The following is a 24,428-nucleotide window of genomic DNA, read 5'->3' on the forward strand; positions in this document are numbered from 1 at the left end:
GATTATTTGGTATGGAAAGCCCCTTCATAGAAAACAAAAATCTGCCAACAATATTGTTAGCAGACTAGGTAATAGTTTTTCCACAAAAACGGTTGGAAAAACATCTAGATAAAGTGATATCTATAATTGAAAAGCTCCTTGTTTGACATCGACTAATAATCCCTTTGCAAGCTGTGTTATAACTACATCATCTGCTGGAGGATTAAAGCGGCTACATTGAACATCTCGAAATAGTCGCTGTAATTTACTAGTCTTAGACAGACTTCGTCCACCAACAACTTGCATTGCTTTTGTTACGATATCAATGGCATTGTTACTAATGACATACTTTGCAATGCTAACATCTTCAGAAAGTTGATCCTTTATCGCAGGATTATGCTCTACTTGCGCTGCAATACTATACAATGTTCGACGTGCCGTTTGATAAAGTATTTCTATTTCACCAATTTTTTGTTGGACATGACTTGCGTGTGCGATTGTATTTTCTAAACTGTATGAATAAGTATTTTTAGCAAATTCTATTGCATAATCCCTAGCAGCCCCTGCAACCCCTAAGTAAACAGCTGGAATTTCTAATGAATAGACACGACCATCAGCTAAAAAACGGTTTATTTCATTTGGACGATGCTTGTATAGCAATGCCTCCTCCGGAACAAACGTGTCATGAAAAATAATATCATGACTACCTGTTGCACGCATTCCCATTGCATCCCAAGTATTAACAACCTCTACCTGATCATTTTTAGTTACTAAAAATTCAGCCGTTAAATTCTCTTCTTCTATATAGGCGATAATCGTAAATTGTTTTAAAATGGGGGCTAGGGAAGCAAAAGCCTTTTCACCTGTAATGAGATAGCCTCCAGGCACTTTTTTTGCAATTGTGCCAGGTAAACTTCCACGAGAAATATTACCTTTCCCTCGTTCGCTATTGATAATATTTAATAGATAGCCTTCTTTAACTGCTTTACGACTTAATTCTGCAAATATTGGCTCGGGCCACGTCTTTGCCTCACGAACGTTCAAAAAGGTTAATAAGTGCCAACCAACAGACAATGCAGTAGAACCATCGCCTTTTGCTAATTGTTCCTGTACTAATAACATTTCATAAAGCGAAATTTCCTCACCGCCGTATTTTTTCGGCACGGTTAATTTAAAATAGCCAGCATCCTCTAAAATTTTAAATTGCTCAAACGGAAATTCTCCACTCTCATCATATTTATCAGCAGTCTTGTCAATTTGTTGTGCCAATTCACTAGCATATTGAACTAGCTTTTGCTCACGATCGTTACGAATATAAACATCACTCATCAATAAGTCACCCTACTTTTCGTAAATCGATTTTGTGGTTTTTTGAGTCCTAAATGTTCCCTCAGTGTTGAACCAGTATATTCTTTTCGATAAATACCCCGCTCTTGTAAAATAGGCACGACCTTGTTCACAAAGTCATCTAAATCACGTGGTAATAACGGAAACATTAACATAAAGCCATCTGCCGCTTCCTCTGTAATCCAGCGCTCCATCTCATCAGCAATTTGTGTTGGTGTTCCAACAAAGGCATCGCGCTTCGCAGGACCAAATAGGCGTGCATATAATTCGCCCACCTTTAAATTTTCTTTTTTGATAATTTCTAAATGCTCATAGAAATGACTTTGAATACTGTTGACTTTAGGAAAATCCACTTCGATTGCAGGTGTATCTAACGAGTATTTAGAAAAATCTACATTTCCCATATAGCCCGAAACAAATTTTAAACTCTCATATGGGTCAATCAACGCCTGTAATTCATTATACTTATGGATAGCCTCTTCCTCAGTATCCCCCACAATTGGCGATATCCCTTGGAACACAAGAAGCTCCTCCTCAGTGCGTCCAAATGGAGCAAGCTGTGCCTTTAAATGACGATAATGCTCCTTGGACTTCTCAATATCATCCCAATGCACAAAAACGACCTCCGCTGTTCGTGCTGCTAATTTTTGCCCTGGTTTTGAAGCACCAGCCTGAATAATAACAGGCTGCCCCTGAACGGAACGTGCAATATTCAATGGACCTTTCACTGATAAATATTCGCCTTTAAAAGCGGTCTCATGCACTTTATTGCGGTCATAAAAAATATTATTATCACGGTCGTAAACAAAAGCATCGTCCTCCCATGAATCCCATAATGATTGAACTACATCGATAAATTCCTCCGCACGTTCGTAACGATGATCGTGCTCCCAATGCTTGTCACGGCTAAAGTTTAAAGCCGTCTCTCCCGTGGCATCTGCTGTTGTCACTAGATTCCAACCGACTCTCCCATCACTAATATGGTCTACGGACATTAGCTGTCGCGCTAATACATATGGCTCACTATAAGTGGTTGATGCAGTGGCACCAAGGCCAATTTTTGTTGTCGCAGCTGCCAAAGCTGTAATCTGTATAAGAGGATCAAAGCGATTTAAAATATGTGGATGTGATTCATGATTGATTGCTAAACTATCCGCAACAAAAGCAATATCAAACTTACCCTTTTCAGCTATTTGCGCCACCTTCTGTAAAGCTTTCATATCGATGCTTGCATTAACTTTCGCTGAAGGATGTTTCCAAGCTGCAACATGCATACCTGCCCCAATTAAATATAATGCAAGCTTTAACTCTTTTTTCTTAGTCATTTTGTCGTCATCTTCCTTTCATATGAATCAATTTCACTATCCATATATAAACAAAGGCATTAGGTCAATATAGTGTTGGTCAATGAAGGTAAAATTCCTTCCATGTAGCTAATTCATCTAAAGGCATTTTCACAGGAATATAATTCCCTTTGGAAATATCTTCAATGAATTTAGCTGTCTCTTCACGCTGATAAATGTCAATAATTTTTTTCAATGTCTCATTGACCTTATCTTCAGACCTTGCAACAATGACATTAATAAAAGGTTTCGCCGTTTCATTCTCATGAATGATGGCGTCTTTCAATAGTAGTCCTGCTTCGACAGCAACCCCATTATTAATGATCGCAAAATCGGCATCTTCCATAACCCTCGGTGTCGTCGCACCATCTACTGGTAAAATGTTTAATTTTTTCGGATTATCTTTAATCCGATCCTCTCCACCGTTGCCATCAAAATTATCCGTAACCGTCAGTAATCCATTTTCCTGTAACAGCAGTAACGCTCTACCCCAGTTAGAAGGATCATTTGGTACAGCAATTTTGGCGCCCTCTTTCATATCATCCAAGGATTTATATTTGTTAGAATATAAGCCTATCGGAGCCATGATCGTTGTGCCAATTGCCTGTAAATCTGTATCGTTACTCGTATTAAATAAATTTAAGTAAGCGACATGCTGAAATGCATTCATATCAACCTCCCCCTCCGCCAATGCTTGGTTCGGATCATATTGTGCTGAGAATGTCACTAAATCGAGATTTATATCTTCCTTAGCAGCCTGTTTTTTTATATACTCCCATGTTTTCAATTCCGAGCTGCGGATTCCAACCTTCACAGCATTTTTTTCATCTGCTTTTGCACAAGCAACTAGTAGGAATAGTAATGCGATTAAACCGAAAAAATAATTTAGTTTCCTCATTTCAATTCTCCTTTATGACACTCTGCGTAATTTTCGTTCAAGACTATTTCCAATACTTTGAATGATTTGTACGAGTACTACTAGAATCACCACTGTGACTAAAATCGTGACATTGTCAAAGCGTTGATAGCCGTAAGTAATGGCTACATCACCAAGGCCACCTCCTCCAACTGCCCCTGCCATTGCAGTCGCCCCAATAAGCCCAATTGTTGCCGTCGTAACACTTAATATTAAAGAGGGGAAAGCTTCAGGTAGTAAAAACTTTTGAATAATTTGAAGTGGAGATGCACCCATTGCCTTTGCTGCTTCAATAATGCCTTCATCTACTTCCAATAATGAATTTTCTATTAATCTTGATATATATGGACCGATATGCAACACGAGTGGCACAATGGCAGCTGTCGTACCTATTGCTGTTCCAACGAGCAAGCGTGTAAATGGAATGATAGCAACAAGCAAAATAATGAACGGAATGGAGCGCAAGGTATTAACGATGGGATTGATGATTGAGAAAATTATTGTATTTTCAAGAATATGCCCTTTTCTCGTCACAACTAAAGTAATCCCTAAAATAAAGCCTAAAATCGCACCAAAAAATAACGAAATACTAACCATGTACAGCGTGTCTAACACTGCGTCGATAATGATTTGTGAGCTCACCTTCATGTGCAATAACCTCCTCTATTTGAATATCTTTCGTTCGAATAAATTGATGTGCCTTTTCTATTTCTTTGTCTACGCCAACTAGTTCAACGATTAAATTACCAAAGGGAATCCCTTGTAGCTCTGTAATATTGCCAAACAATACATTTACATCAACATCAAACTTTTTTGCCACTTGAGAGACAACTGGTTGCCCAACGTCTACACCTATAAATTTCAGGTTATAAATTTTTTTAGAATGATCTATCGTTTTAAGTTGCTCGTAGACAGATTGTGGAATTTCATCTCGAACTACCGATTGTACAAAGTTTTTAGTTGTCTCCTCTTGCGGTGAAGAAAAAACTTCAAGTACATTGCCTGTTTCGATAACTTTTCCATTCTCCATAACAGCTACACGATTGCAAATGTCCCTTATGACTTCCATTTCATGTGTAATCATTAAAATGGTAATGCCGTACTCAATATTGACTCGCTTGAGTAGCTCCAATATAGATTTAGTCGTTTGTGGATCAAGAGCGGAAGTCGCCTCATCACATAATAAAATTGTTGGCTTTGTGACAAGTGCACGAGCAATGCCCACTCTCTGCTTTTGTCCACCTGACAGTTCATCGATAAAACGCTCGGCTTTGTCCTGTAAACCGACAAATGCCAAAACTTCACTTACTTGATCTTCAATTTTTGATTTTTTTATGCCACTTAATACTAATGGCATCGCTACATTTTCAAAGACAGTTTTAGAACGGAGAAGATTGAAGTGTTGGAAAATCATACCAATGTTTTTCTTTTCCTCGCGAAGCTGCTTTTTACTTAATGTTGTCAGCTCTTTGCCATTCACAAGAACCCGACCAGACGATGGTTCCTCCAGTAAGTTCACTGCCCGTATTAATGTACTTTTGCCAGCACCGCTAAAGCCGATAACACCAAAAACATCACCCTTTTGAATCGTTAAATTAATATGATTTAATGCCGTTACAACGGTTGTTCCTACCTGAAATTCCTTTGTCGTTTCGATAAATTCAATCATTTCACGTCTACCTCCTTAGCATTTCATTTATTTTTGATACGCCCGACTTAAAATGCTGGAACGACAGCCCCTTTATACTGATCTTCAAAAAAAGTACGCGCCTTTTCGCTCGTCAGCCATTTAACGACTGTTTGAATTGCTGGATCATTTTGCTTTTCTTTTGTCGTCGCAATAATATTGACATATGGCGATTCGGGTCCTTCGATAATAAGTGCATCTTCCACAGGGTCATAGCCCCCTTCTAAGGCGTAGTTCGTATTAATTGCCGAAGCGTCTACATCATCTAGTGAACGAGTTAATAACTGAGAATCAACACCGATAAATTGAATATTTTTTTCGTTTTTTGTAATATCCTCGATTGTAAAATCATTTTCCTTTGCTTTATTCAATTCGATTAGTCCATTATTCTGAAATAGTAGTAAAGCCCGAGAAAAATTGACGACATCATTTGGAACGGAAACCTTTGCGTTTTGCGGTAAATCATTTATATTTTTGATTTTTTTAGAGTACACACCAAATGGTTCTATATGAATTCCTTTTACACTCACTAAATCTAAATGGCTTTCTTTATTTGTTTGTTCTAAAAACGGAATGTGTTGAAAGTAATTGAAATCTAGTTCACCATCTGCCGTTTGCTGATTTGTTTGAACAGCATCTTTTAAAATGGAAATGTCTAATTCCACGCCATCTTTTTCAAGATCCTTTGCTAAATACTCTAATACTTCCGCATGTGGTACATTGGCTGCCCCTACCTTTAATGTTACTGTTTCGTCTTCACTTGCTTCTCCTTTGTTTGTGCAGCCTACCAACAAACCTATCACTAGTACACCGACTAGCAGTCCCCATTTTGTCCTCATTTTCAATTTCCCCCTTTGTAAATAAACTTACTTGGTTTAATGTAAAACAAATCTTATCTGTTTACTTATGATTGGTCAACGTTTGATATCTCGTTTTATTTATAGATATTTAAAAATTCAGATAAAATAAAATACAAGAAATTTAATTTTATCTAGAAAAATATATAAATTTGCTCGAAAATACATAAATATCATTTTTATATAGAATGTTTTTACATAATAGATAGAAATTTTCTATTAATACTTCTCAGGCGTCGCTCCATGTTAATCGTTACTCAATAAAAAAACTCTGAGTAGCAACTTACTACTCAGAGCTCTAATTACAATTCATTTAATACATCTTCAACAAATGCCCATTCTTCATCTGTTTCAATTGGTAATAAATCTTCAATCGTTCCGTCATTTCCAGATACGTATTGAGAAGCAAAAATATCTCGATCTTCTATTGGCTCGTCCGTTGCTAGAACATAAAGTACATAAGATTTGCCAAATTGTTCTGATGAAAATGTATGAATAACTTCACATACTTGATCTGCCCCATGCTCATCTGTAATTGTAAATTGCTGTGGCCCTTCTTCAAACTCGTCTAGAAGTGTTAGGACTACTTCATTAATCATTTCCCATTCTGCTTCTGTTTCAACAGGCTGTAAATTTGTCATTTCTCCATTGTTATCATCATAATCAAATGTCATAGCAGAAATGTCACCAGGAATTTCATTACCATCTTCGTCGATTAACGAAAACAATACATATGATTTTTCTTCTGCATCGAAGGTGAAAACAACACGACACTTTTGCTCTTTGCCATTCTCTCCAATAATCAGAAATTCTTGCGTTTCTTCGTTCATTTAATTTCCTCCTTAACAGCCTTATGGCTCATTACCATAACGTGTGGTTGATTTCCATTTCGGAACAATATATAGGGCATGTATATAAATGTCCTCCACAACTTTTAGTAATGAGCCAGCTTTATTCTTTCAAAAGTAAAAAAGGAACAAGGAGTGCTTGTTGCCATCCTTGTTCCACACTTATCAATTATGCCTCGGCATAATTGCGTCCGGAATCGGCTTTGTGCATGCACAAAGAACTCCTTTCCGATTCCGTGACATCCGCCGGAGGCTTTAACTTCTTTCAGGACACTTGCTGAAAAGTGACTAATAGCCGTATGCATCTCTCCACCTATAGAGTTGAGAGATGCATACTGAAAGAAGTTAGTGACTACGATGATGATTATTCTTCGTTTTCATCCTCTAAAGCGTTTAATACGTCTTCTACCATATCCCACTCTGCTTCAGTTTCGATTGGTGTTAACTCACCATCTTCACCATTTTCAGATGGAACGAATGAAGATACGAAGATTTCAACAGAGCCATCCTCATCTTCTTCTGCGCCTACCATAGAGTAAAATACGTATGATTTGCCAAATTCAGCTGATTCATGTACGTGAATCACTTCACAAAGCTGTTCATTTCCGTTCTCATCAATTACTGTAATGTGTTGTACGTGTAGTTCTTCTTCATGGTTATGCTCTTGTGCCATGGCTTGTCACCTCATCAATTAATTTTTGCTATCCAAGTAGCCTTGTAAAATCATCACAGCAGCCATCTTATCAATGACTTGCTTACGCTTTTTGCGACTCACGTCTGCATCGATTAGCATACGCTCAGCAGCCATCGTTGTTAAACGCTCATCCCAAAGTTTGACCGGTAGTGAAAATATCTCTTCTAAAAGCTTTTTATAGTTTTCAGAAGCCTCCCCACGCGGTCCAACCGTATTATTCATGTTTTTCGGGTATCCTACAACAAATTCTGTTATAGCGTACTCCTTCACTAACTCAGCTATTCGCTCAATACCGAACTCACCGTTAGCTTCATCAATCTTTACGGTTTCAATACCTTGAGCCGTCCACCCTAAAGCGTCACTTACAGCAACGCCAACTGTTTTTGACCCAACGTCTAATCCCATAATTCTCATTTCTAGTCCTCGTTATTCTTTTTAATATAAAACTTAACAAGCTCTTCTAGAATTTCGTCACGCTCAAGCTTGCGAATTAAATTACGAGCATCCTGATGGCGAGGAATATACGCCGGATCACCAGAAAGTAAATAACCGACAATCTGATTGATAGGGTTATATCCCTTTTCCTCTAATGAAGAATGTACCTTCAACATTACCTGCTTGACTTCCTGTTCCATTGATTCTTCTGGAAAATTAAATTTCATAGTTTGATCAAATGAACTCATGACCAGCACCTCGCTTTCAGAAATAAGGAGATGTGCAAAAGCTCATCTCCAATTTCTCTTTATTATAACATGTTTTGGCGTATTATCAATTATGCCTCGGCATAATTGCGTCCGGAATCGGCTTTGTGTTTGCACAAAGAACTCCTTTTCCGATTCCGTGACATCCGCCGGAGGCTTTAGGCCAGCACGATGCTGGTCACTCAGGCGTTTTCATAGGATGTGAAGTTCTTAGCCTGAGTTCCTCTATTTCAGTGGATGTTTGGACATCCACTGAAAGAAGTTAAATGGATTTAACATAATCATACACAGAAAGTAGTGCTTCATCAAGTTTTGATGCTTCTTTTGCACCTGCCATCGCCATATCTGGACGACCGCCACCTTTACCACCACATGCTTCTGCTACCATTTTTACGATATTTCCGGCATGGTAATTGCCACCAACTAAATCTTTTGTTACTCCAGCACATAGCATAACTTTTTCGCCATCGACAGCACCAAGAACGATAACAGCCTTAGGCATTTTAGCTTTCAAGTCATCCATCATTTGACGCAGTTGATTGTTGTCCTTCGCTTCAACTTTAGTGGAAAGAACAGTTACATCCCCAAAAGTTTGCGCCGCGTCCACAATAGCTCCTGCTTGTGCGTTGGCAATTTTTTGTGATAATGCTTCATTTTCGCGTTGTAAATCTTTGTAATCAGCTTGCAACGCTTGTACTTTTGTCACAAGATCTTTTGGATTTGCTTTTAATAATGCTGCCGCTTCGTTTAATAAAGCTTCTTCCTCTTTTACGGCTTCATAAGCAACTTTACCTGTCACAGCCTCGATTCGACGAGTACCTGCACCGATACCACCTTCTGAAACAATTTTGAAGAAGCCAATTTCAGAAGAGCGTTTTACGTGTAAGCCACCGCAAAGTTCAATAGAGTAATCCCCAATTGATACAACGCGAACGATATCGCCATATTTCTCACCGAATAGTGCCATTGCTCCCATAGCTTTCGCTTCATCGATGCCTTTTTCTTCAATAACGACTTCTATATCATCCCACACTTTTTCATTTACAATACGTTCAATTTGTTGTAATTCCTCTTTTGTCACTTGTCCAAAGTGAGAGAAGTCAAAGCGTAAACGGTCTGGTCCTACATATGACCCAGCTTGGCTAACATGGTCGCCTAGTACATCTTTTAATGCACGTTGCATAATATGTGTCGCTGTATGGTTTTTAATAATTAAATTACGTTCATTACGGTTAACTACTGCTTTTACAGCATCTTCAACATGCATTTCTCCTGATTCTACAAGTACAGTATGAAGCGGCTGACCATTTGGAGCTTTTTGTACATCTTTTACAATGGCAGTAAAGCTATCATTAGCAATCACACCGCTATCTGCAATTTGACCACCCATTTCAGCATAGAACGGTGTTTTAGCTAAAATAACTAATGCTTCTTGCCCTTCAGATGCTACTTTTGATACTTGGCCGTTCACAATGATCGCTGCCACTTCTGTTTCTGTCGTTAATGTATCATAGCCTACAAATTCACTTTCAACCGTCAAGTTTGCTAGCACTTCGTTTTGTACTTGCATAGAATCCACATCTTGACGAGCTGCACGTGCGCGTTCACGTTGTGCTTCCATTGCTACCTCAAAGCCTTCATGATCTACCTTCATGCCTACTTCTTCCGCATACTCTTCTGTTAATTCAATTGGGAAACCGTAAGTATCATATAAACGGAATGCATCTGCACCTGGAATATAGTCATGGCCTGCTGCTTTTTGAGCTTCTACCACTTCGTTAAAGATAGCAAGACCACCGTCTAATGTTTCATGGAAGCGAAGTTCTTCATTTTTAATAACACGTTGGATAAACTCGCATTTTTCCGTTACTTCTGGGTAGAAATCATTCATAATTTCACCAACAGTTGGTACTAATTCAAACATAAATGGCTTCTCAATGCCAATTTGTTTTGCATAGCGCACAGCACGACGTAGTAAACGACGTAATACATATCCACGACCTTCATTTGAAGGAAGAGCACCATCCCCAATAGCAAACGCCACTGTACGAATATGGTCAGCGATTACTTTAAATGGTGTATTGATATCTTCTTCTGAACCGAAGATTTCACTTAGTGCTACTTCACCTGGACGTTTGTATTTGCGATTTGCTAACTGCTCGATTTTTTCAATAATAGGCATGAATAAATCAGTATCAAAGTTCGTTGGAACATTTTGAACTACCGATACGATACGCTCTAGACCCATACCAGTATCAATATTTTGCTTCGGAAGTGGTGTATATGTGCCATCAGGATTATGGTTGAATTGAGAGAACACCAAGTTCCAAATTTCTAGATAGCGTTCATTTTCACCACCTGGATACATTTCTGAATCAGTTTCATCTGAACCATATTCTTCCCCACGGTCATAAAAAATTTCTGAGTTGGGACCTGAAGGACCTTCACCGATATCCCAGAAGTTCCCTTCTAGACGGATTAAACGCTCTTCCGGAATACCAATTTCGTTATGCCAAACGTCATACGCTTCTTGGTCTTCAGGATGGATCGTAATCGATAAAAGTTCTGGATCAAAGCCCATCCATTTTTTATCCGTTAAGAACTCCCAAGCATAATGAATAGCTTCTTTTTTAAAGTAATCACCAATTGAGAAGTTACCTAACATTTCAAAAAACGTATGGTGACGAGCTGTTTTACCTACGTTTTCAATATCGTTTGTACGAATTGATTTTTGGGCATTTGTAATACGTGGATTTTCAGGAATGATACGACCATCGAAATATGGTTTAAGTGTTGCAACACCTGAGTTAATCCAAAGTAATGATGGGTCATTGATCGGCACAAGTGGTGCTGATGGCTCATGATGATGGCCTTTTTCTTTAAAGAATTCTAGATACATGCGACGAATTTCTACTGCTTTCATTTGAAAAGTTCCTCCCTATATGTTTTGTAAAATTACGAGATGAATCCGCAAATAAACATAAAAAAGCCCTCATCCCAAAAAAGGGACGAGGACTTGTAATTTGTCTCGCGGTACCACCCTAGTTGTAAGTAAAAGTATACTTACCTCTTTAGCACTTGTAACGTAAGTGAACGGCAGGGATTAACTGCACTCTGGAGTAGCTTTCGGTATTCGTTATAGTGAGGATTTTTTCAGCCAAGAAATCCCTTTCTTTTACACGCACAAATACGTACTTATTCCATCATCGTTTTTTACAATTTTCTAACAAGAATTATAAAAAAAATATGTTCTTCTGTCAATTGGCACTATAATTGCTAATCATAACTAAGCAATCATTTTTTTAAAATAAGCCCACATTCCCCAAGTAAAAATGACTAGGAACACACTAATTGTTATTGTTGCTATTGGGGAATCTTGATATGGCAACGGAACATTCATTCCAAAAAAGCTTGTAATTACTGATAAAGGCAACATAATAGTCGAGATGACAGTTAATAAATTGAGCTTTTCAATCGATTTACCACTTATAATAGAAAAATACGTATCTAGCGTACTATTTACCAAATCTCTATATGTTTCTGTTGATTCTACAATTCGTTCTAGATGGTCATTTAAATCTTTATAGAAAGGTATATTTCCCTCACGAATTTCAAATTTCCACTGACCATTACTATTTGAAAAAATTCTTTTTTGCGGCATAATTGCTTGTCGAATTAAAATAATAGTTCGTTTTAATGCCAGGAATTCTTCTGTAACTTCTTTTGGTTCATATTCATATATTTCTTCTTCAAGCTCATCTATCCGTGCTCTAATTCTTTCTAAAACCGGGAAATATTCATCCGTAATTCCATCGATAATCGTATGCAATAGAAAATCGGAACCCTTATCTAAATACTTTGTACTGTTTAAGCAAACATTCTCTATGTGACCTAGCCATTTAAGTTTCTGTTTATGAACCGTTACAACATAGTTAGGACCCATAAAAATATTTAATTCTACTGTTGTTATTTCATTGCTGCTTTTTTCATTATAAATTGGTGCATGAAAAACGAAAAATTTATATTCTCCGTAATTATCCATCTTAGGACGTGAGCCTTCATGAAGACAATCCTCAACTGCTAATGGGTGGAAACCAAATATTTCGGCTATATCATTCAATTCATTGTAGTTGTATGCATACAAATCAACCCATAACAAATCCTCTGTATGAAGGTTATGGTTAAATTTTTTAATATCAAAATTATGCTGTACTGTGTTATTTCCTTTTTTAAAATAATTAATTTTAATCATTGTTCTTCACCTCATGTTTTATTATTTAAGGGAAACAAACAGGTGACGTTATTGATTGTAATTTAGCTTGTTTTAGAAGCATTTCTCATCAATACCCATTTGTTTTGGCGATAAGAAATCGACAATCCTTACTTGTTTACTACTACTTAACATTTTCGTATTCGGTTCAGGGCTACTATCCATTTCTCATCACCTTCCTTAAATAACAAAAACACGCCTTCTACGAATGAAGGCGTGTTGAATACACATAACAAAGAACAGTATCGTTAAAAAACTACTCTGCTTTCTTCCTTCAAACGTTGAGTTTTAGCACTATGCGGCATAGGGATTACACCAGCTACGTTAAAAAACACCTTATTTCGATGATTTCTGTTGACCCATTGGCGTCTCTCGACATTTTTGGGCAGTAGCGTATCTCCAGCATAGGAGCCTCACCTAACGAAGGGATTGCTATTTAGTTATTTTATAGTTCCTGTAAATCATAGTGTAAAGTAAAGTAATTGTCAAACAAATAAGAAAAATAAATAGTATTGCTACGTCTGACTTCTAGAAAACTAATTGTTATTTTCAAAAAAATTATCTACACGACTAACTAATTCTTCCCTATTGTAAGAATTATAAAGCGCGCTAGCTAAACGGACAGGGTCTCCAAAGAAAAAGCGCTCATACAGTGTTTGTCGTGTACCAAAGTTACTCATCGTTAAATCCCACGCTAAGCGGAATTTTTTAACGCGCTCCTCTCCACCATCTTGAAAAGACTGCAAATAATGCTCAAGGTCGCTGTCATCCGACGCAAATGCTTTTTCACTTGGAATGGACATTAATCCGCTTGCGCCAAGTAACTGGATAATTTCTGTAAAGGTCGGATACACTTTAGGAAAAATCTGAATAGCTACTTGTACTGTCGCATGGTCAGGTCTTAGAAAACCAAAAGCATCTCTTTTTGCTTCTATTTCAGACTTTAACAGTAAAGCCTTCATCGTTTCTAATGCCACGATAATATCAACAACCTTTTGCTGCACATGTTGGTATTCGCCGATATTTATCGTATTTACAATTGACTGTACAACACCTAAGACAAATTCTGTTTTGGCAATTTGACGTGTAAGAACTTGATGTAAACCATATGTTTGAAAACCACTTACGTTCAAAAAGTTATTGGCAACTTCCACATTCTCATAATAAAAGACACGTTCCCACGGTACTACAACATTATCAAATACAACGATTGCATCCATTTCCTCATAACGACTACTCAATGGATAATCAAAAGCCGATTCCCCTCCGACAAATGATTGCCTACATAAAAACTTTAATCCTTTTGTATTACTTGGTATTGAGAAAGCAAAGCCTTTACCTTCATCATAGCCATTTGTTGATATAACAAGGAGTTCGTCTGTAATTCCTCCTTGTGTCGCTAGCAGTCTCGCACCTTTAATTACTAACCCTTCACTCGTTTTATCTACAATTTTAGCAGCTATAATAACATCTTCATCTTCATAATAAAATTTTCGGCGATTTACTTGTGGCTCGATGAATGTATGTGTCATAGTTAAATCGTTTTCACGGGCATACTCATAAAATTTTAATAAATGCTGAGGGAAACAATTTGGCTTATCTTTTAAATACTCCGCAGCGGATGCTAAAGCCATTAATGTCGTATTCATATAATCCGGACTTCTACCCATAAGGCCATTATTGGATAATGCCCATTGTCGTGCAGCATTGCGTCTTTTCACGAGATCTTCGACTGCCATCACCTGAAGAAAAGACATACCTACACGGTTATTACTCGATGGCGAAACATATGTCATCTCCTCGAACAATGCATCTTCATTTTGTAAATCAAAAAGCCTTGCCTGACTCTTCATAACCCCCTTAAATGCTGGATGCTCCGACACTTTCCCTGTGACAACCTTCCCATCAATCGAAATGTAGGTTTGCAAAGCGTCAATACGGTCAATATATTGCTGTCCTGTAATTACTGGCATGCAGTCACCCCTAAACGTCACAAATGATTTTATACTAATTTAGTATATGAAACTTCCTAATTTAGGTTCCGTCTCAGTAAACTGTATTATATCAGACCTCGAATTCCACAAACTGTACCAATATATAAATACAGTTGAAAATCCGCCTTTATTGCATGATTTTTCAGTTACTTTAGAGAAAAACGGTTTCAATCAGCACTTTTTAAACAAGTTCATTTTTGCGACACATTCACGAAAAAGTCTCCTTTGACTAGTACAGAATTGCTAGATTTTTTATTTATGCAGGTGTAAGATAGCTTCGAAACCAAAACGAAAACATCTTTTAAATAAAAGGAGAATATATATGAATAAACAAATCCTCTCGTACGTAGCTCAAATGGAAGCTGTTTTAATGAACAAAATGGAGGATCATAATGAAGAGAATCTTTTATTTTCTATAGCTTCAGATTTGATTGCCAAAGAAAAAGATCAATTTAAAAATGTGTGCCAAGCATATGAAGTAGTAAAACATCACTTAGTTGGTATTCACTAATCGTACAACAAAACCCGATCAATTCAGAATTGATCGGGTTTTGTATTTTACTCATCTAAGAAATCATATGGTGAGATACCATCCATGCCAATCAATGGATGGATATATGATTCTGTTTCTACAGTTAGCTTGAAATCAATGGCTTGTTTTTCATTTTGTAAATCTTCGTTTACTGGATTCATTTCTACTTCTACAATTTCCTCTGCAACATCCATTGGATTGAGCCTTGCACGTAGAGACGTAAAGCGCTGTAAATCATCTGTACGCTGTAAGCCATCCACTAGCACATCAGGCTCACCACATAAAATTAAGAAATTTTTCGCACGCGTAATACCTGTATATAGCAAATTACGACGCAGCATTTTAGAATACCCTCGTACAACCGGCATAATAACTGTTTGGAACTCAGATCCTTGGGATTTATGAATAGAACAACAGTAGGCAAGTGTCAATTGATTGAGATCACTACGTTGATACGTTACTTCAATACCGTCGAATGATACAACAAGTAAATCTTGTTTCTCAATTGTTTCCTTGGCCTTGATAATACTAATTACTTCACCCATATCACCATTAAAAACATTACTTTCAGGTTGATTGACAAGCTGTAAGACTTTATCCTTTATTCGATATGTGACATCCCCAAAGACGAGCTCTTTTCTAGTACCCGTATCGTTTGGATTAATGAGCTCCTGAATCATTTTATTTAAATTATCTATTCCTGCTGGACCTTTGTACATTGGTGCAAGCACTTGGATATTTCGGATTTCTTGACCTTTCGCAACTGCACTTTTCACAACTTGAGTGACAACGCTTGCTACTTGATCTGATGCGGCTTTAATAAATGAACGATCAGACGTTTTTAACGTTAGGTCATTTGTAATATTTCCTCGTTTAATTTGGTGAGCAAGTTCAATAATAGTTGAGCCCTCGGCCTGTCGATAAACATCTGTTAATTCGACAGTAGGTATTTGCTCGGAAGCCAACAAATCCTTTAACACCTGTCCTGGTCCTACTGGCGGAAGCTGATCTTGATCGCCGACAAATACAACTTGTACATCCTCATGCAAGGATTTTAATAATTGATGCGCGAGCCAAGTATCGACCATCGACATTTCGTCAACAATAATGAGTTTCCCTGTAACCTCACGCTCAGTTTCTTCCTCTTTTTCCTGACCAGTAAAGCCTAGCAATCGATGAATCGTCATTGCGGGAAGCTCTGTCGATTCCGATAAACGCTTGGCTGCACGTCCTGTTGGAGCACATAAAATAATCGGAAAAGGCTCTTCTTTTTGTGCATATTCCTTCGGGTTTAATGATAGTCCGTGAAGCTTTGCATACACTTCTACTACTCCCCGAACAACTGTTGTTTTACCTGTACCTGGTCCACCAGTTAAAATCATAACGGCTGAGTTTAGCGCTTGTTGAATAGCATTCGCTTGTGTTTCAGCATATGTAACATTGAGCAGCTCTTCTGTTTCACCAATCGCTTTGCGTATTTCATCCTTACTAAAATGTTCAGCCTTCTTGTTACGTTCGATTAAGGCTACTATTTTTGATGCAATACCTACTTCCGAGAAATATAGGGATGGCAAATAGAGTCTCGTTTCTTCCCCACAGATTTTACTTTCCTCACGCAATTCGATGCAAGCTTTAGAAATAGTCTCAAAGGGAATTTCCTCTCGTTGGCTCTGCTCAAGCATATCTTTTACAAGTGGTAAAACATTTTCTGCATCTAAATACACATGCCCATCCGATAATGCTGCAGTATTGAGAGTATGTAGAATCGCCGCCTTAATACGGTCTGGATGATTGCCAGTAATTCCTAATTTAGAACCTAGTTCATCGGCACGAAAGAAACCTACACCTTCTACATCTTCAATTAAGCGATATGGATTTTCTGTTAATAATTCGATTGCCTCTGTGCGATACGTTTGGTAAATTTTCATGCCGAGCTGTGGTCCGAAACCCCATTCATTAAGTTGAATCATCACTCGTTCTAAGCCTAGATTTTGTTCAATCGTCCGATGGATAACCTCTTTTTTTTCAGCAGATAAACGAGGTACAGCATCAAGCGCATTTGGATCCTCTAAAATAAGACGTAACGCATTTGCGCCTAGTTTTTCTACGATTGTTTCAGCAGTTTTTCTTCCGATTCCAACAAACAAATCACTCGATAAGTAATGAATAATTCCTTGCTCAGTTGCTGGCACTTCCTTTGTAAACGTCTCAATTTGAAATTGAACACCATATTTTGGATGTTGTTTCAATAATCCTGTAAAACGATATTGTTCATCCATCTGTAAAGGTGGAAAATATCCAACAACAATTATTTCTTTATCTTCATACTGTAAGTTAGTCTCTTGAATTTTCACACGAACTATTGAGTACATATTTTGTGCATTATGGAAGATAGAGACGATTGGACGTCCGAGTATAAAAAATTTATTTAGTTCAAATAAATCAAGATTATCTGCCATTTTCGGTTCGTCCTTTCCCGTTCATTTCAATCATTATATTTTACCACACCGTAACTTGAAAAATCGTTTAAAAAGAGAATTCTCTAAATTTTAATCACGTATGCCTCGATATAATAATTGCTGTCGCTTCGCTTTCGTACAGTAACAGTGCATCCGAAAGTTTTACTGAAAGAATATTTCGATAACTGACAATTCACAGTTATTATCAACCTATCCATGCTATGATATAGGTGAACTTATTGTACGGAAGGATTGTGAAGCTAATGGAATTTAGACCTTGCATCGATTTACACGATGGCAAAGTAAAACAAATTGTTGGCAGCACACTAGGTCATAAAGATCAAGAAGTTGTCGAGAACTTTATTTCAAATCATGACTCTAGTTATTATGCAAAAATGTTTGCCAAGGATCAATTAACAGGTGGTCACGTCATCATGCTAGGTGATGGAAACGAAGAGGCCGCATTAGCAGCATTAGCAGCATATCCTCAAGGATTGCAGGTTGGCGGCGGCATCACGACAGAAAATGCAAAAAAGTTTATCGATGCAGGTGCTACTCACGTTATTGTCACATCATTTATATTCAATGATGGTAAGCTCCATTTAGATCGACTCAAACAATTAGCACAAAATATTGGTAAAAAACATCTTGTCATCGACTTAAGCTGCCGTATGCGCGATGGAAAATGGTTTGTTGTTACTGATAAATGGACAAAGTTTAGTGATTTTGAAGTAAATGCTGAGTCTATTGCATTTATCGAAAATTTCTGTGATGAACTACTTATTCACGCAGTTGATGTGGAAGGAAAAAAAGGCGGTATGCAGGAAAGTTTAGTGCATGATTTAGCTACCTGGTCAACGATTCCTACAACATATGCTGGTGGTGTTCGATCTTTAGATGACTTAAAGAGGTTTGAAAATATTTCAAATGGTAAACTTCACGTTACAATTGGTAGCGCTCTTTCAATTTTTGGTGGAAATTTACCATATCCAGACGTGGTGGATTATTGCAAAAAAAACGGGGTATTGTGATCAGCTTGATGATGAACAAATGTTACTTAAGTTTTCGAAATCTTTAAATATTGAAATTATCGTTTAACTAAGGGGACTAAACATCCCCTTTTTTTGATTTTACAATATAAATTTATGAAATAGGAATACTATACATAGATTCAGAGCACTTATTTCTATTTAGTAGTTATTTTTGTTAAGCTAGTATTGAAAATGTTAAATAATATTGCTACTTCATTATGCACATATTATTAAAAGAAAGGATTTTATGAACCATGAGAAATGAACTTGAAGCAACTACTCTAAAAACTTTACAAACAGAATTAACACGCTTCTTTTTAGTCTATAAATTCGCTTTGCAGGAAATAGAAACGAAAATAAATATTTTACAAGAAGAATTTCAGCTAATTCATGAATATAATCCGATCGAGCATTTAACAACTCGAGTAAAATCACCCAAAAGTATATTATTGAAAATGAAGAAAAATAACCTTGAGCCATCTATTGAAACGATTCGTGATAACATTCGTGATATTGCAGGTATCAGAATTACATGCTCCTTTGTAGAAGATATTTATAAAGTGAGTGCGATGATACAGGCACAAAATGATATTGAAGTTGTAGAGGTAAAAGATTATATTGCATCGCCAAAGGGAAATGGTTATCAAAGCTTGCATCTTATAATAAAAATCCCTATTTTTATGTCTGATCGTATGGAGAAGGTATATGCCGAAATTCAAATTCGTACCATTGCAATGGACTTCTGGGCTAGCCTTGAACATAAAATCTATTACAAATACAGCAAGGAAGTACCTGAACATATCCGTTTTGAATTGAAGGAAGCTGCTATTCAAGTAGCTGAGCTGGATCGAAAGATGGAAAGACTGAATAAAGAAATTAATATTTTAAAAGCGAACGAAGCAGAACCTTCATTGTTAGATGCTGCCCCAATTGCACATTTAGCACAATATATTTATCAACTACCATTTTATTATCCTCCAAAGGTCAATAAAGACTAAAATCAACAAGGATGCTGAAATAATTTTGGCATCCTTTCAATTTATCTACATGACCACTCCGCATTGACGCTTTCCTCGTGCTTGGCTTCAATCTACTCGTCACTCGTTTTGAATTAACATTTCACGTCAGAAGAAACATGCGAATGCACAGAGATAAAAGTTGTTGAATGCTAACTCTGAAAATGCAGTTAACAAATAAATCAAGCAGGTTGTTTTAACGTTGGTGAAAAAACGTTTTTACTTGTTGCAAGGTGAAACTCGTACCGCTAGTTTGCTGCACTCATTTGAAAAGAAAAATAAATAACATCATTATTTTTTAATTCGAAAATTTTTCGTATAAGTATACAGTTCAATACCTAGCATAAAGAGTGTTGCTATTAAGAATCCAATCATAAAAATTTCATGTACAAGTGCAAAATACGCTATATAAATTACAATAGCAACTAAAAATAAAATTACTAGAAAATGAAACTTTACTGATTTTTCATTATTCACGATTTGCTTTTTTATATTGATGTCACCTTTAATCAAATTATCTAAACTAATATTCATTTCATCGCTTAATAAAATTAAATTTTCAATATCCGGAGCACCTTTCTCTTGTTCCCATTTTGAAATTGCTTGTCTAGTAACACCAATTTTATTTGCCAATTGTTCTTGGCTTACATTATTATGTTTACGATAATCTAAAATCGATCTGCTAATTTTCATCTTTATCACTCCTTTTTATATTTGATACCATCACCATACCAAATTTATTTCGATTGCAAAGAAACCAATAGTATCAAGTTGGCAACGCTCCGTTGCAAATCAATTATGCCACGGCAAAATTTCGTCCGCCAGAGGTTTTGGGCCAAAGTGATGTCAGGTCACTCCGTCGTATGTTGCTGCCGCTTCGCTTTCGCACAGACAAAACACGTTGTTGCTGCCGCTTCGCTTTCGCACAGACAAAACACGTTGTTGCTGCCGCTTCGCTTTCGCACATAAGCTTCTTACAAAAAAATTGTAATTATTATATAATTTAAACAAGAATTAACAAAGTTTATTAAAGGAGCGAAATAATGGATTTCTTCACAATACTTATATTTATGCTTACAATTATTGCTAACATTATAGGATTCGTTGTGTTTATAAAGAAGAAAAGTGTATATTCTGCCGCCTTAACTATATTAGGTTTAGCTATAGCATTTGGTGGAGCAGGAAGTTTATTAGCAATAGCTATTATTAATGATCCCTTTGCAATGTTTTATGGTTTGCAAATAGGGTACATTCTGATGATTAATGGCGTGATTGTATTGTTTATTGCAATTTTAATAACAGTAGTAAAGAAAGTAATAGGGTAAATTTGCGAAGAAATGTACTTATACGTTCAGGGGCGTTAGTTGAATAACAGCATTATCTTATTGTTCAGCAACACAAAAGGATGCCAATATATTTTCGGCATCCTTTTCGTGTTTTTAGAACTTTTAATATTTTAATTAAAGCGCTGTGCAATCATATCATAAAGATAACGTGCTTGGTCGTATTCTGGCTGTAACGTAAAGGCTTGTTTTAGGTGGTACATAGCATCTTCTGTTTGCTCAGTAGATACCGCATATAGTACACCCAAATTGTAATGTGCATCTGCGTTATTCCAATCCTGTTCGATCAAATAATCTAATTCTTTTTTACCTTCTACGAACATTTCTAGCGCACATAGCACGATTGCATATGCTAGACGAATTTGTGTGTCTTCCGGCGCAAGCTCTGAAGCTCGTTGTAAATATGGCAGTGCAAGCTTCGGATTTTCCATTCGCTCAAAGCATTTGCCCATCATATAATACACATCTGCGCCTTCAATTTTATGCTTTAGCGCTTGTTCATAAAGCTTTACTGCCTCCGCATATCGTTCAGCGTTATAATATAAATTTGCTAAACCATAATAAGCAGTTGCTGCCGTTTCATCAACAGTGATTGCTTTTTGAAAGAAGCGTTCTGCACGTTCAGTATCCTCTAAGACCGCTAAGAGATTTCCAAAATTCACATAACCAATTGGGTTTCCTGGCTCTGCTTCAATTGCTTGTGTAAAAAGTTGTGCAGCATCCTCGTAGCGCTTTTCTTGAAAGGCTTGAATGCCCTGCTCGTTAAAATTCATCGTTTTTCTTCACCTCTATGTAGCGAAAGACTGCTTTAATTCTATACGCTTTAGAAAAAGTAGTATAAGCAGTCTTTTCGCTAATTAACCTACATATGTTAGTTTTTCGTTATTTTTAAAGACTTCGTCGATTGTACCGCCACCTAAACATTCTTCACCGTCGTATAGTACTACAGCTTGTCCAGGTGTAATCGCACGTACTGGCTCAGCAAACGTAATATGAGTACGTCCATCTTCTAAAATTTCCACTTCTACTGGTGTATCTGTTTGACGATAACGGAATTTTGCAGTGCATGAAAATTTCCCGGGCAATTTTTTTGTCGAAGTATAGCTCATTTTCACAGCAGTCAGCGAAGTAGAAAATAATGAATCATTATTGAAACCTTGTCCAACTAGCAGCACATTGCGCTCCAAATCTTTTCCTAACACGAACCAAGGTTCACCGTCGCCACCAATTCCAAGACCATGACGTTGACCAAGCGTATAGTACATTAATCCATCATGCTGGCCCATTACGACACCATCCATCGTCTCCATTTTACCAGGTTGAGCTGGTAAAAATTGACTTAAGAATTCTTTGAAATTACGCTCTCCAATAAAGCAAATTCCTGTTGAATCTTTTTTCTTCGCTGTTGCTAACCCAGCTTCCTCCGCAATTTTACGGACTTCCTTTTTCTCAATATGTCCAATTGGGAACATTACATGCGACAATTGTTCCTGTGATAATTGGTTTAAGAAATACGTTTGATCTTTATTATTATCAATACCACGAAGCATTTTCACTTCGCCATCACCACTTCGATCAACTCGAGCATAGTGACCTGTCGCTAAATAATCAGCTCCAAGATCCATCGCGTGCTCTAAAAACGCTTTAAATTTAATTTCCTTATTACACATAACATCAGGATTTGGTGTACGTCCTGCTTTATATTCTTCTAAAAAGTAAGTGAAAACCTTATCCCAATATTGCTTTTCAAAATTCACAGCATAGTAAGGAATACCGATTTGATTACATACTTTAATAACATCATCATAGTCTTCTGTAGCTGTACAAACGCCATTTTCGTCTGTATCATCCCAGTTTTTCATAAATATCCCGATTACTTCATATCCTTGTTGTTTCAGTAAATATGCAGCAACCGAAGAATCTACCCCACCCGACATGCCGACAACAACACGAATTTGTGAGGGGTCACGTGTTTCTTTCATTATGGTCACCTTTTCTTTTATTTAAATTCCATTAACAGTGTATTGATTAACCATTCGGATCATCTATTTCCGCTAAGGGTTATGCGCTTTCCCGTGGGAAACTTTGCTCTGCGACGAATACGAAGCGACAGGAGCACTCGAGTAGCCCTACGTTACAATCAGTTAAATTGGCCATAAAAAAATCCTTTTATCGCTCAATAATAATCCTATTTTTTCCTAATCAACACGCCTGAATTTTTCTGCAAACTATTTTTTCGCGAGTCTTTTCACAATCGCTGTTGTTTTTTCTGCCGCATGTTGTGCATCAGCTTCTGTTAAACCTTGGCCGAAGCTAAAACGAATCGAGTTACGTAATTCCTCTGTATCTTGACCAAACATCGCAACTAATACGTGTGATGGATCAATGGAGCCAGCAGTACATGCAGAACCGCTAGATACGCAAATACCTGCCATATCCAGATTTACAAGGAATGACTCTACTTCCATACCAGAAAAACTTACATTTAAAACGTGTGGGAGCGTATTTTCTAACTCGCCATTCACATGAAATGCTAGATTTTCCTTCGTGAAAACATCCAGCATAATTTGCTTAAAGCGATTATATAGCGCACGCTTCTCTTCTCGCAACTCATTTGCAATTTGCACTGCAGTTGCAAAGCCAATCACTGCGGGCACATTTTCAGTACCTGCACGACGTTTTTTCTCATGTGCGCCACCTAATGCATAGCTAGTGAATGGTATTCCGGCTTTTTGGTATAGGAAACCAATACCTTTAGGCCCATTAATTTTATGTGCGGAAACACTTAGTAAATCAACATGTAAATCAGCAACATTAATCGACTCTAAACCATATGCTTGAACAGCATCTGTATGGAAAACAGCCTTATGCTCGCGTAGCAAATTACCAATTTCGGCAATCGGTTGAATTGTACCGACTTCATTATTACCGTACATAATCGTTACTAAAATTGTATCCTCACGCAATGCATTTCGCACGTCTTCTACAGACACACGTCCATTTTCATCTACCGGTAAATATGTCACATCAAAGCCATCTCGCTCAAGCTTCTCACAAGTATGTAACACCGCGTGATGTTCAATTTGTGTAGTAATAATGTGCTTTCCTTCAGCAGCCCGTGCATAAACAGTGCCAAAAATAGCCGTATTATCCGCCTCTGTTCCACCACTTGTTATAATAATTTCCCCAGGTTGAGCACCAATAGATTTGGCAAGTATTTCACGTGCATCATCTAAATATTTGCGCGCCTCTCGACCTATCCCATGAATACTTGATGCATTCCCATAAACTTGTTGCATTGCTGTAGTCATAGCGTTTATTACATTGTCATTCATTGGTGAAGACGCAGCATGATCGAGATAAATATATGAATTCATGTTGAAAACTCCTTTGTACGAAAAGCGCTAAAGA

General features: G+C 37.2%; 22 protein-coding genes, 1 riboswitch and 1 other annotated feature. Of the genes, 4 read left to right on the top strand and 18 right to left on the bottom strand.

Annotated features, from left to right (window positions below; all coding sequences use genetic code 11):
* Positions 1–120 precede the first annotated feature (120 nt).
* From ACFTQ7_RS05240 to hpaB, 13 genes are all read right to left on the bottom strand, one after another.
* A complete protein-coding gene (locus tag ACFTQ7_RS05240; protein ID WP_386827618.1) occupies positions 121–1,308 on the bottom strand; it encodes an acyl-CoA dehydrogenase family protein in 1,188 nt (395 codons plus the stop codon).
* Positions 1,308–2,651, bottom strand: coding sequence for an LLM class flavin-dependent oxidoreductase (locus ACFTQ7_RS05245; RefSeq protein ID WP_386827619.1), 1,344 nt, complete (start codon positions 2,649–2,651; stop codon positions 1,308–1,310). Before ACFTQ7_RS05245 ends, ACFTQ7_RS05240 begins: the two co-directional genes overlap by 1 nt.
* 79 nt (positions 2,652–2,730) lie before the next feature.
* Positions 2,731–3,567, bottom strand: a complete 837-nt coding sequence (locus ACFTQ7_RS05250) for a MetQ/NlpA family ABC transporter substrate-binding protein (RefSeq protein ID WP_386827620.1) — start codon at positions 3,565–3,567, stop codon at positions 2,731–2,733.
* Between the two features lie 12 nt (positions 3,568–3,579).
* The gene (locus ACFTQ7_RS05255) at positions 3,580–4,233 is read right to left on the bottom strand and encodes a methionine ABC transporter permease (RefSeq protein WP_197144998.1); all 654 of its coding nucleotides are present in this window, start codon (positions 4,231–4,233) and stop codon (positions 3,580–3,582) included.
* Positions 4,175–5,254 (bottom strand): methionine ABC transporter ATP-binding protein, encoded by a 1,080-nt coding sequence (locus tag ACFTQ7_RS05260; protein ID WP_386827621.1) that lies wholly within the window; start codon positions 5,252–5,254, stop codon positions 4,175–4,177. The genes ACFTQ7_RS05255 and ACFTQ7_RS05260 overlap by 59 nt, the downstream gene beginning before the upstream one ends.
* A gap of 47 nt (positions 5,255–5,301) precedes the next feature.
* Positions 5,302–6,111, bottom strand: a complete 810-nt coding sequence (locus tag ACFTQ7_RS05265) for a MetQ/NlpA family ABC transporter substrate-binding protein (RefSeq protein WP_386827622.1) — start codon at positions 6,109–6,111, stop codon at positions 5,302–5,304.
* 320 nt (positions 6,112–6,431) lie between these two features.
* Positions 6,432–6,959: a DUF1292 domain-containing protein gene (locus ACFTQ7_RS05270; protein WP_386827623.1), complete on the bottom strand. Its 528-nt coding sequence runs from the start codon at positions 6,957–6,959 to the stop codon at positions 6,432–6,434.
* A 382-nt stretch (positions 6,960–7,341) separates the two neighbouring features.
* Positions 7,342–7,650: a DUF1292 domain-containing protein gene (locus ACFTQ7_RS05275; protein ID WP_049667728.1), complete on the bottom strand. Its 309-nt coding sequence runs from the start codon at positions 7,648–7,650 to the stop codon at positions 7,342–7,344.
* An 18-nt stretch (positions 7,651–7,668) separates the two neighbouring features.
* Positions 7,669–8,085 (bottom strand): Holliday junction resolvase RuvX, encoded by a 417-nt coding sequence (gene ruvX / locus ACFTQ7_RS05280; RefSeq protein WP_386827624.1) that lies wholly within the window; start codon positions 8,083–8,085, stop codon positions 7,669–7,671.
* Positions 8,086–8,087: 2 nt separating this feature from the next.
* The gene (locus ACFTQ7_RS05285; protein WP_004226839.1) at positions 8,088–8,354 is read right to left on the bottom strand and encodes an IreB family regulatory phosphoprotein; all 267 of its coding nucleotides are present in this window, start codon (positions 8,352–8,354) and stop codon (positions 8,088–8,090) included.
* Positions 8,355–8,634: 280 nt separating this feature from the next.
* Complete coding sequence (gene alaS / locus ACFTQ7_RS05290) at positions 8,635–11,295, bottom strand: alanine--tRNA ligase (protein ID WP_386827625.1); 2,661 nt, start codon at positions 11,293–11,295, stop codon at positions 8,635–8,637.
* 78 nt (positions 11,296–11,373) lie between these two features.
* Positions 11,374–11,588, bottom strand: a binding site (T-box leader).
* Between the two features lie 70 nt (positions 11,589–11,658).
* A complete protein-coding gene (locus tag ACFTQ7_RS05295; RefSeq protein ID WP_349660052.1) occupies positions 11,659–12,624 on the bottom strand; it encodes a magnesium transporter CorA family protein in 966 nt (321 codons plus the stop codon).
* 284 nt (positions 12,625–12,908) lie between these two features.
* Positions 12,909–13,074: riboswitch (M-box (ykoK) riboswitch) on the bottom strand.
* A gap of 104 nt (positions 13,075–13,178) precedes the next feature.
* Positions 13,179–14,615, bottom strand: coding sequence for a 4-hydroxyphenylacetate 3-monooxygenase, oxygenase component (hpaB, locus tag ACFTQ7_RS05300; RefSeq protein WP_386827626.1), 1,437 nt, complete (start codon positions 14,613–14,615; stop codon positions 13,179–13,181).
* Positions 14,616–14,958: 343 nt separating this feature from the next.
* On the opposite strand from hpaB, the gene ACFTQ7_RS05305 reads away from it, so the two are divergent.
* Positions 14,959–15,147, top strand: coding sequence for a hypothetical protein (locus ACFTQ7_RS05305; RefSeq protein ID WP_386827627.1), 189 nt, complete (start codon positions 14,959–14,961; stop codon positions 15,145–15,147).
* 47 nt (positions 15,148–15,194) lie between these two features.
* Here ACFTQ7_RS05305 and recD2 read toward each other — a convergent pair whose 3' ends face one another.
* A complete protein-coding gene (gene recD2 / locus ACFTQ7_RS05310) occupies positions 15,195–17,627 on the bottom strand; it encodes an SF1B family DNA helicase RecD2 (protein WP_386827628.1) in 2,433 nt (810 codons plus the stop codon).
* Between the two features lie 263 nt (positions 17,628–17,890).
* Between recD2 and hisA the strand changes: the two genes are divergently transcribed.
* Positions 17,891–18,658, top strand: a complete 768-nt coding sequence (gene hisA, locus ACFTQ7_RS05315) for a phosphoribosylformimino-5-aminoimidazole carboxamide ribotide isomerase (RefSeq protein ID WP_386827629.1) — start codon at positions 17,891–17,893, stop codon at positions 18,656–18,658.
* Positions 18,659–18,912: 254 nt separating this feature from the next.
* On the top strand, positions 18,913–19,656 hold the full coding sequence (locus tag ACFTQ7_RS05320; RefSeq protein WP_386827630.1) for a GTP pyrophosphokinase: 744 nt from the start codon (positions 18,913–18,915) through the stop codon (positions 19,654–19,656).
* Positions 19,657–19,965: 309 nt separating this feature from the next.
* Here ACFTQ7_RS05320 and ACFTQ7_RS05325 read toward each other — a convergent pair whose 3' ends face one another.
* The gene (locus tag ACFTQ7_RS05325) at positions 19,966–20,367 is read right to left on the bottom strand and encodes a helix-turn-helix domain-containing protein (protein WP_386827631.1); all 402 of its coding nucleotides are present in this window, start codon (positions 20,365–20,367) and stop codon (positions 19,966–19,968) included.
* Positions 20,368–20,717: 350 nt separating this feature from the next.
* Between ACFTQ7_RS05325 and ACFTQ7_RS05330 the strand changes: the two genes are divergently transcribed.
* Complete coding sequence (locus ACFTQ7_RS05330; protein WP_349660046.1) at positions 20,718–20,999, top strand: 3-isopropylmalate dehydrogenase; 282 nt, start codon at positions 20,718–20,720, stop codon at positions 20,997–20,999.
* Between the two features lie 131 nt (positions 21,000–21,130).
* On the opposite strand, the gene ACFTQ7_RS05335 is transcribed toward ACFTQ7_RS05330, so the two are convergent.
* The 3 genes from ACFTQ7_RS05335 to ACFTQ7_RS05345 form a co-directional block, all read right to left on the bottom strand.
* Positions 21,131–21,790: a tetratricopeptide repeat protein gene (locus tag ACFTQ7_RS05335; protein ID WP_349660045.1), complete on the bottom strand. Its 660-nt coding sequence runs from the start codon at positions 21,788–21,790 to the stop codon at positions 21,131–21,133.
* 84 nt (positions 21,791–21,874) lie between these two features.
* Complete coding sequence (gene mnmA / locus ACFTQ7_RS05340; RefSeq protein WP_349660044.1) at positions 21,875–22,999, bottom strand: tRNA 2-thiouridine(34) synthase MnmA; 1,125 nt, start codon at positions 22,997–22,999, stop codon at positions 21,875–21,877.
* 246 nt (positions 23,000–23,245) lie between these two features.
* Complete coding sequence (locus ACFTQ7_RS05345) at positions 23,246–24,394, bottom strand: cysteine desulfurase family protein (protein WP_349660043.1); 1,149 nt, start codon at positions 24,392–24,394, stop codon at positions 23,246–23,248.
* Positions 24,395–24,428 lie beyond the last annotated feature (34 nt).

Origin of the sequence: Lysinibacillus sp. NPDC056959 (genome assembly GCF_042674095.1) — a bacterium.
GTDB lineage: Bacteria > Bacillota > Bacilli > Bacillales_A > Planococcaceae > Lysinibacillus > Lysinibacillus zambalensis.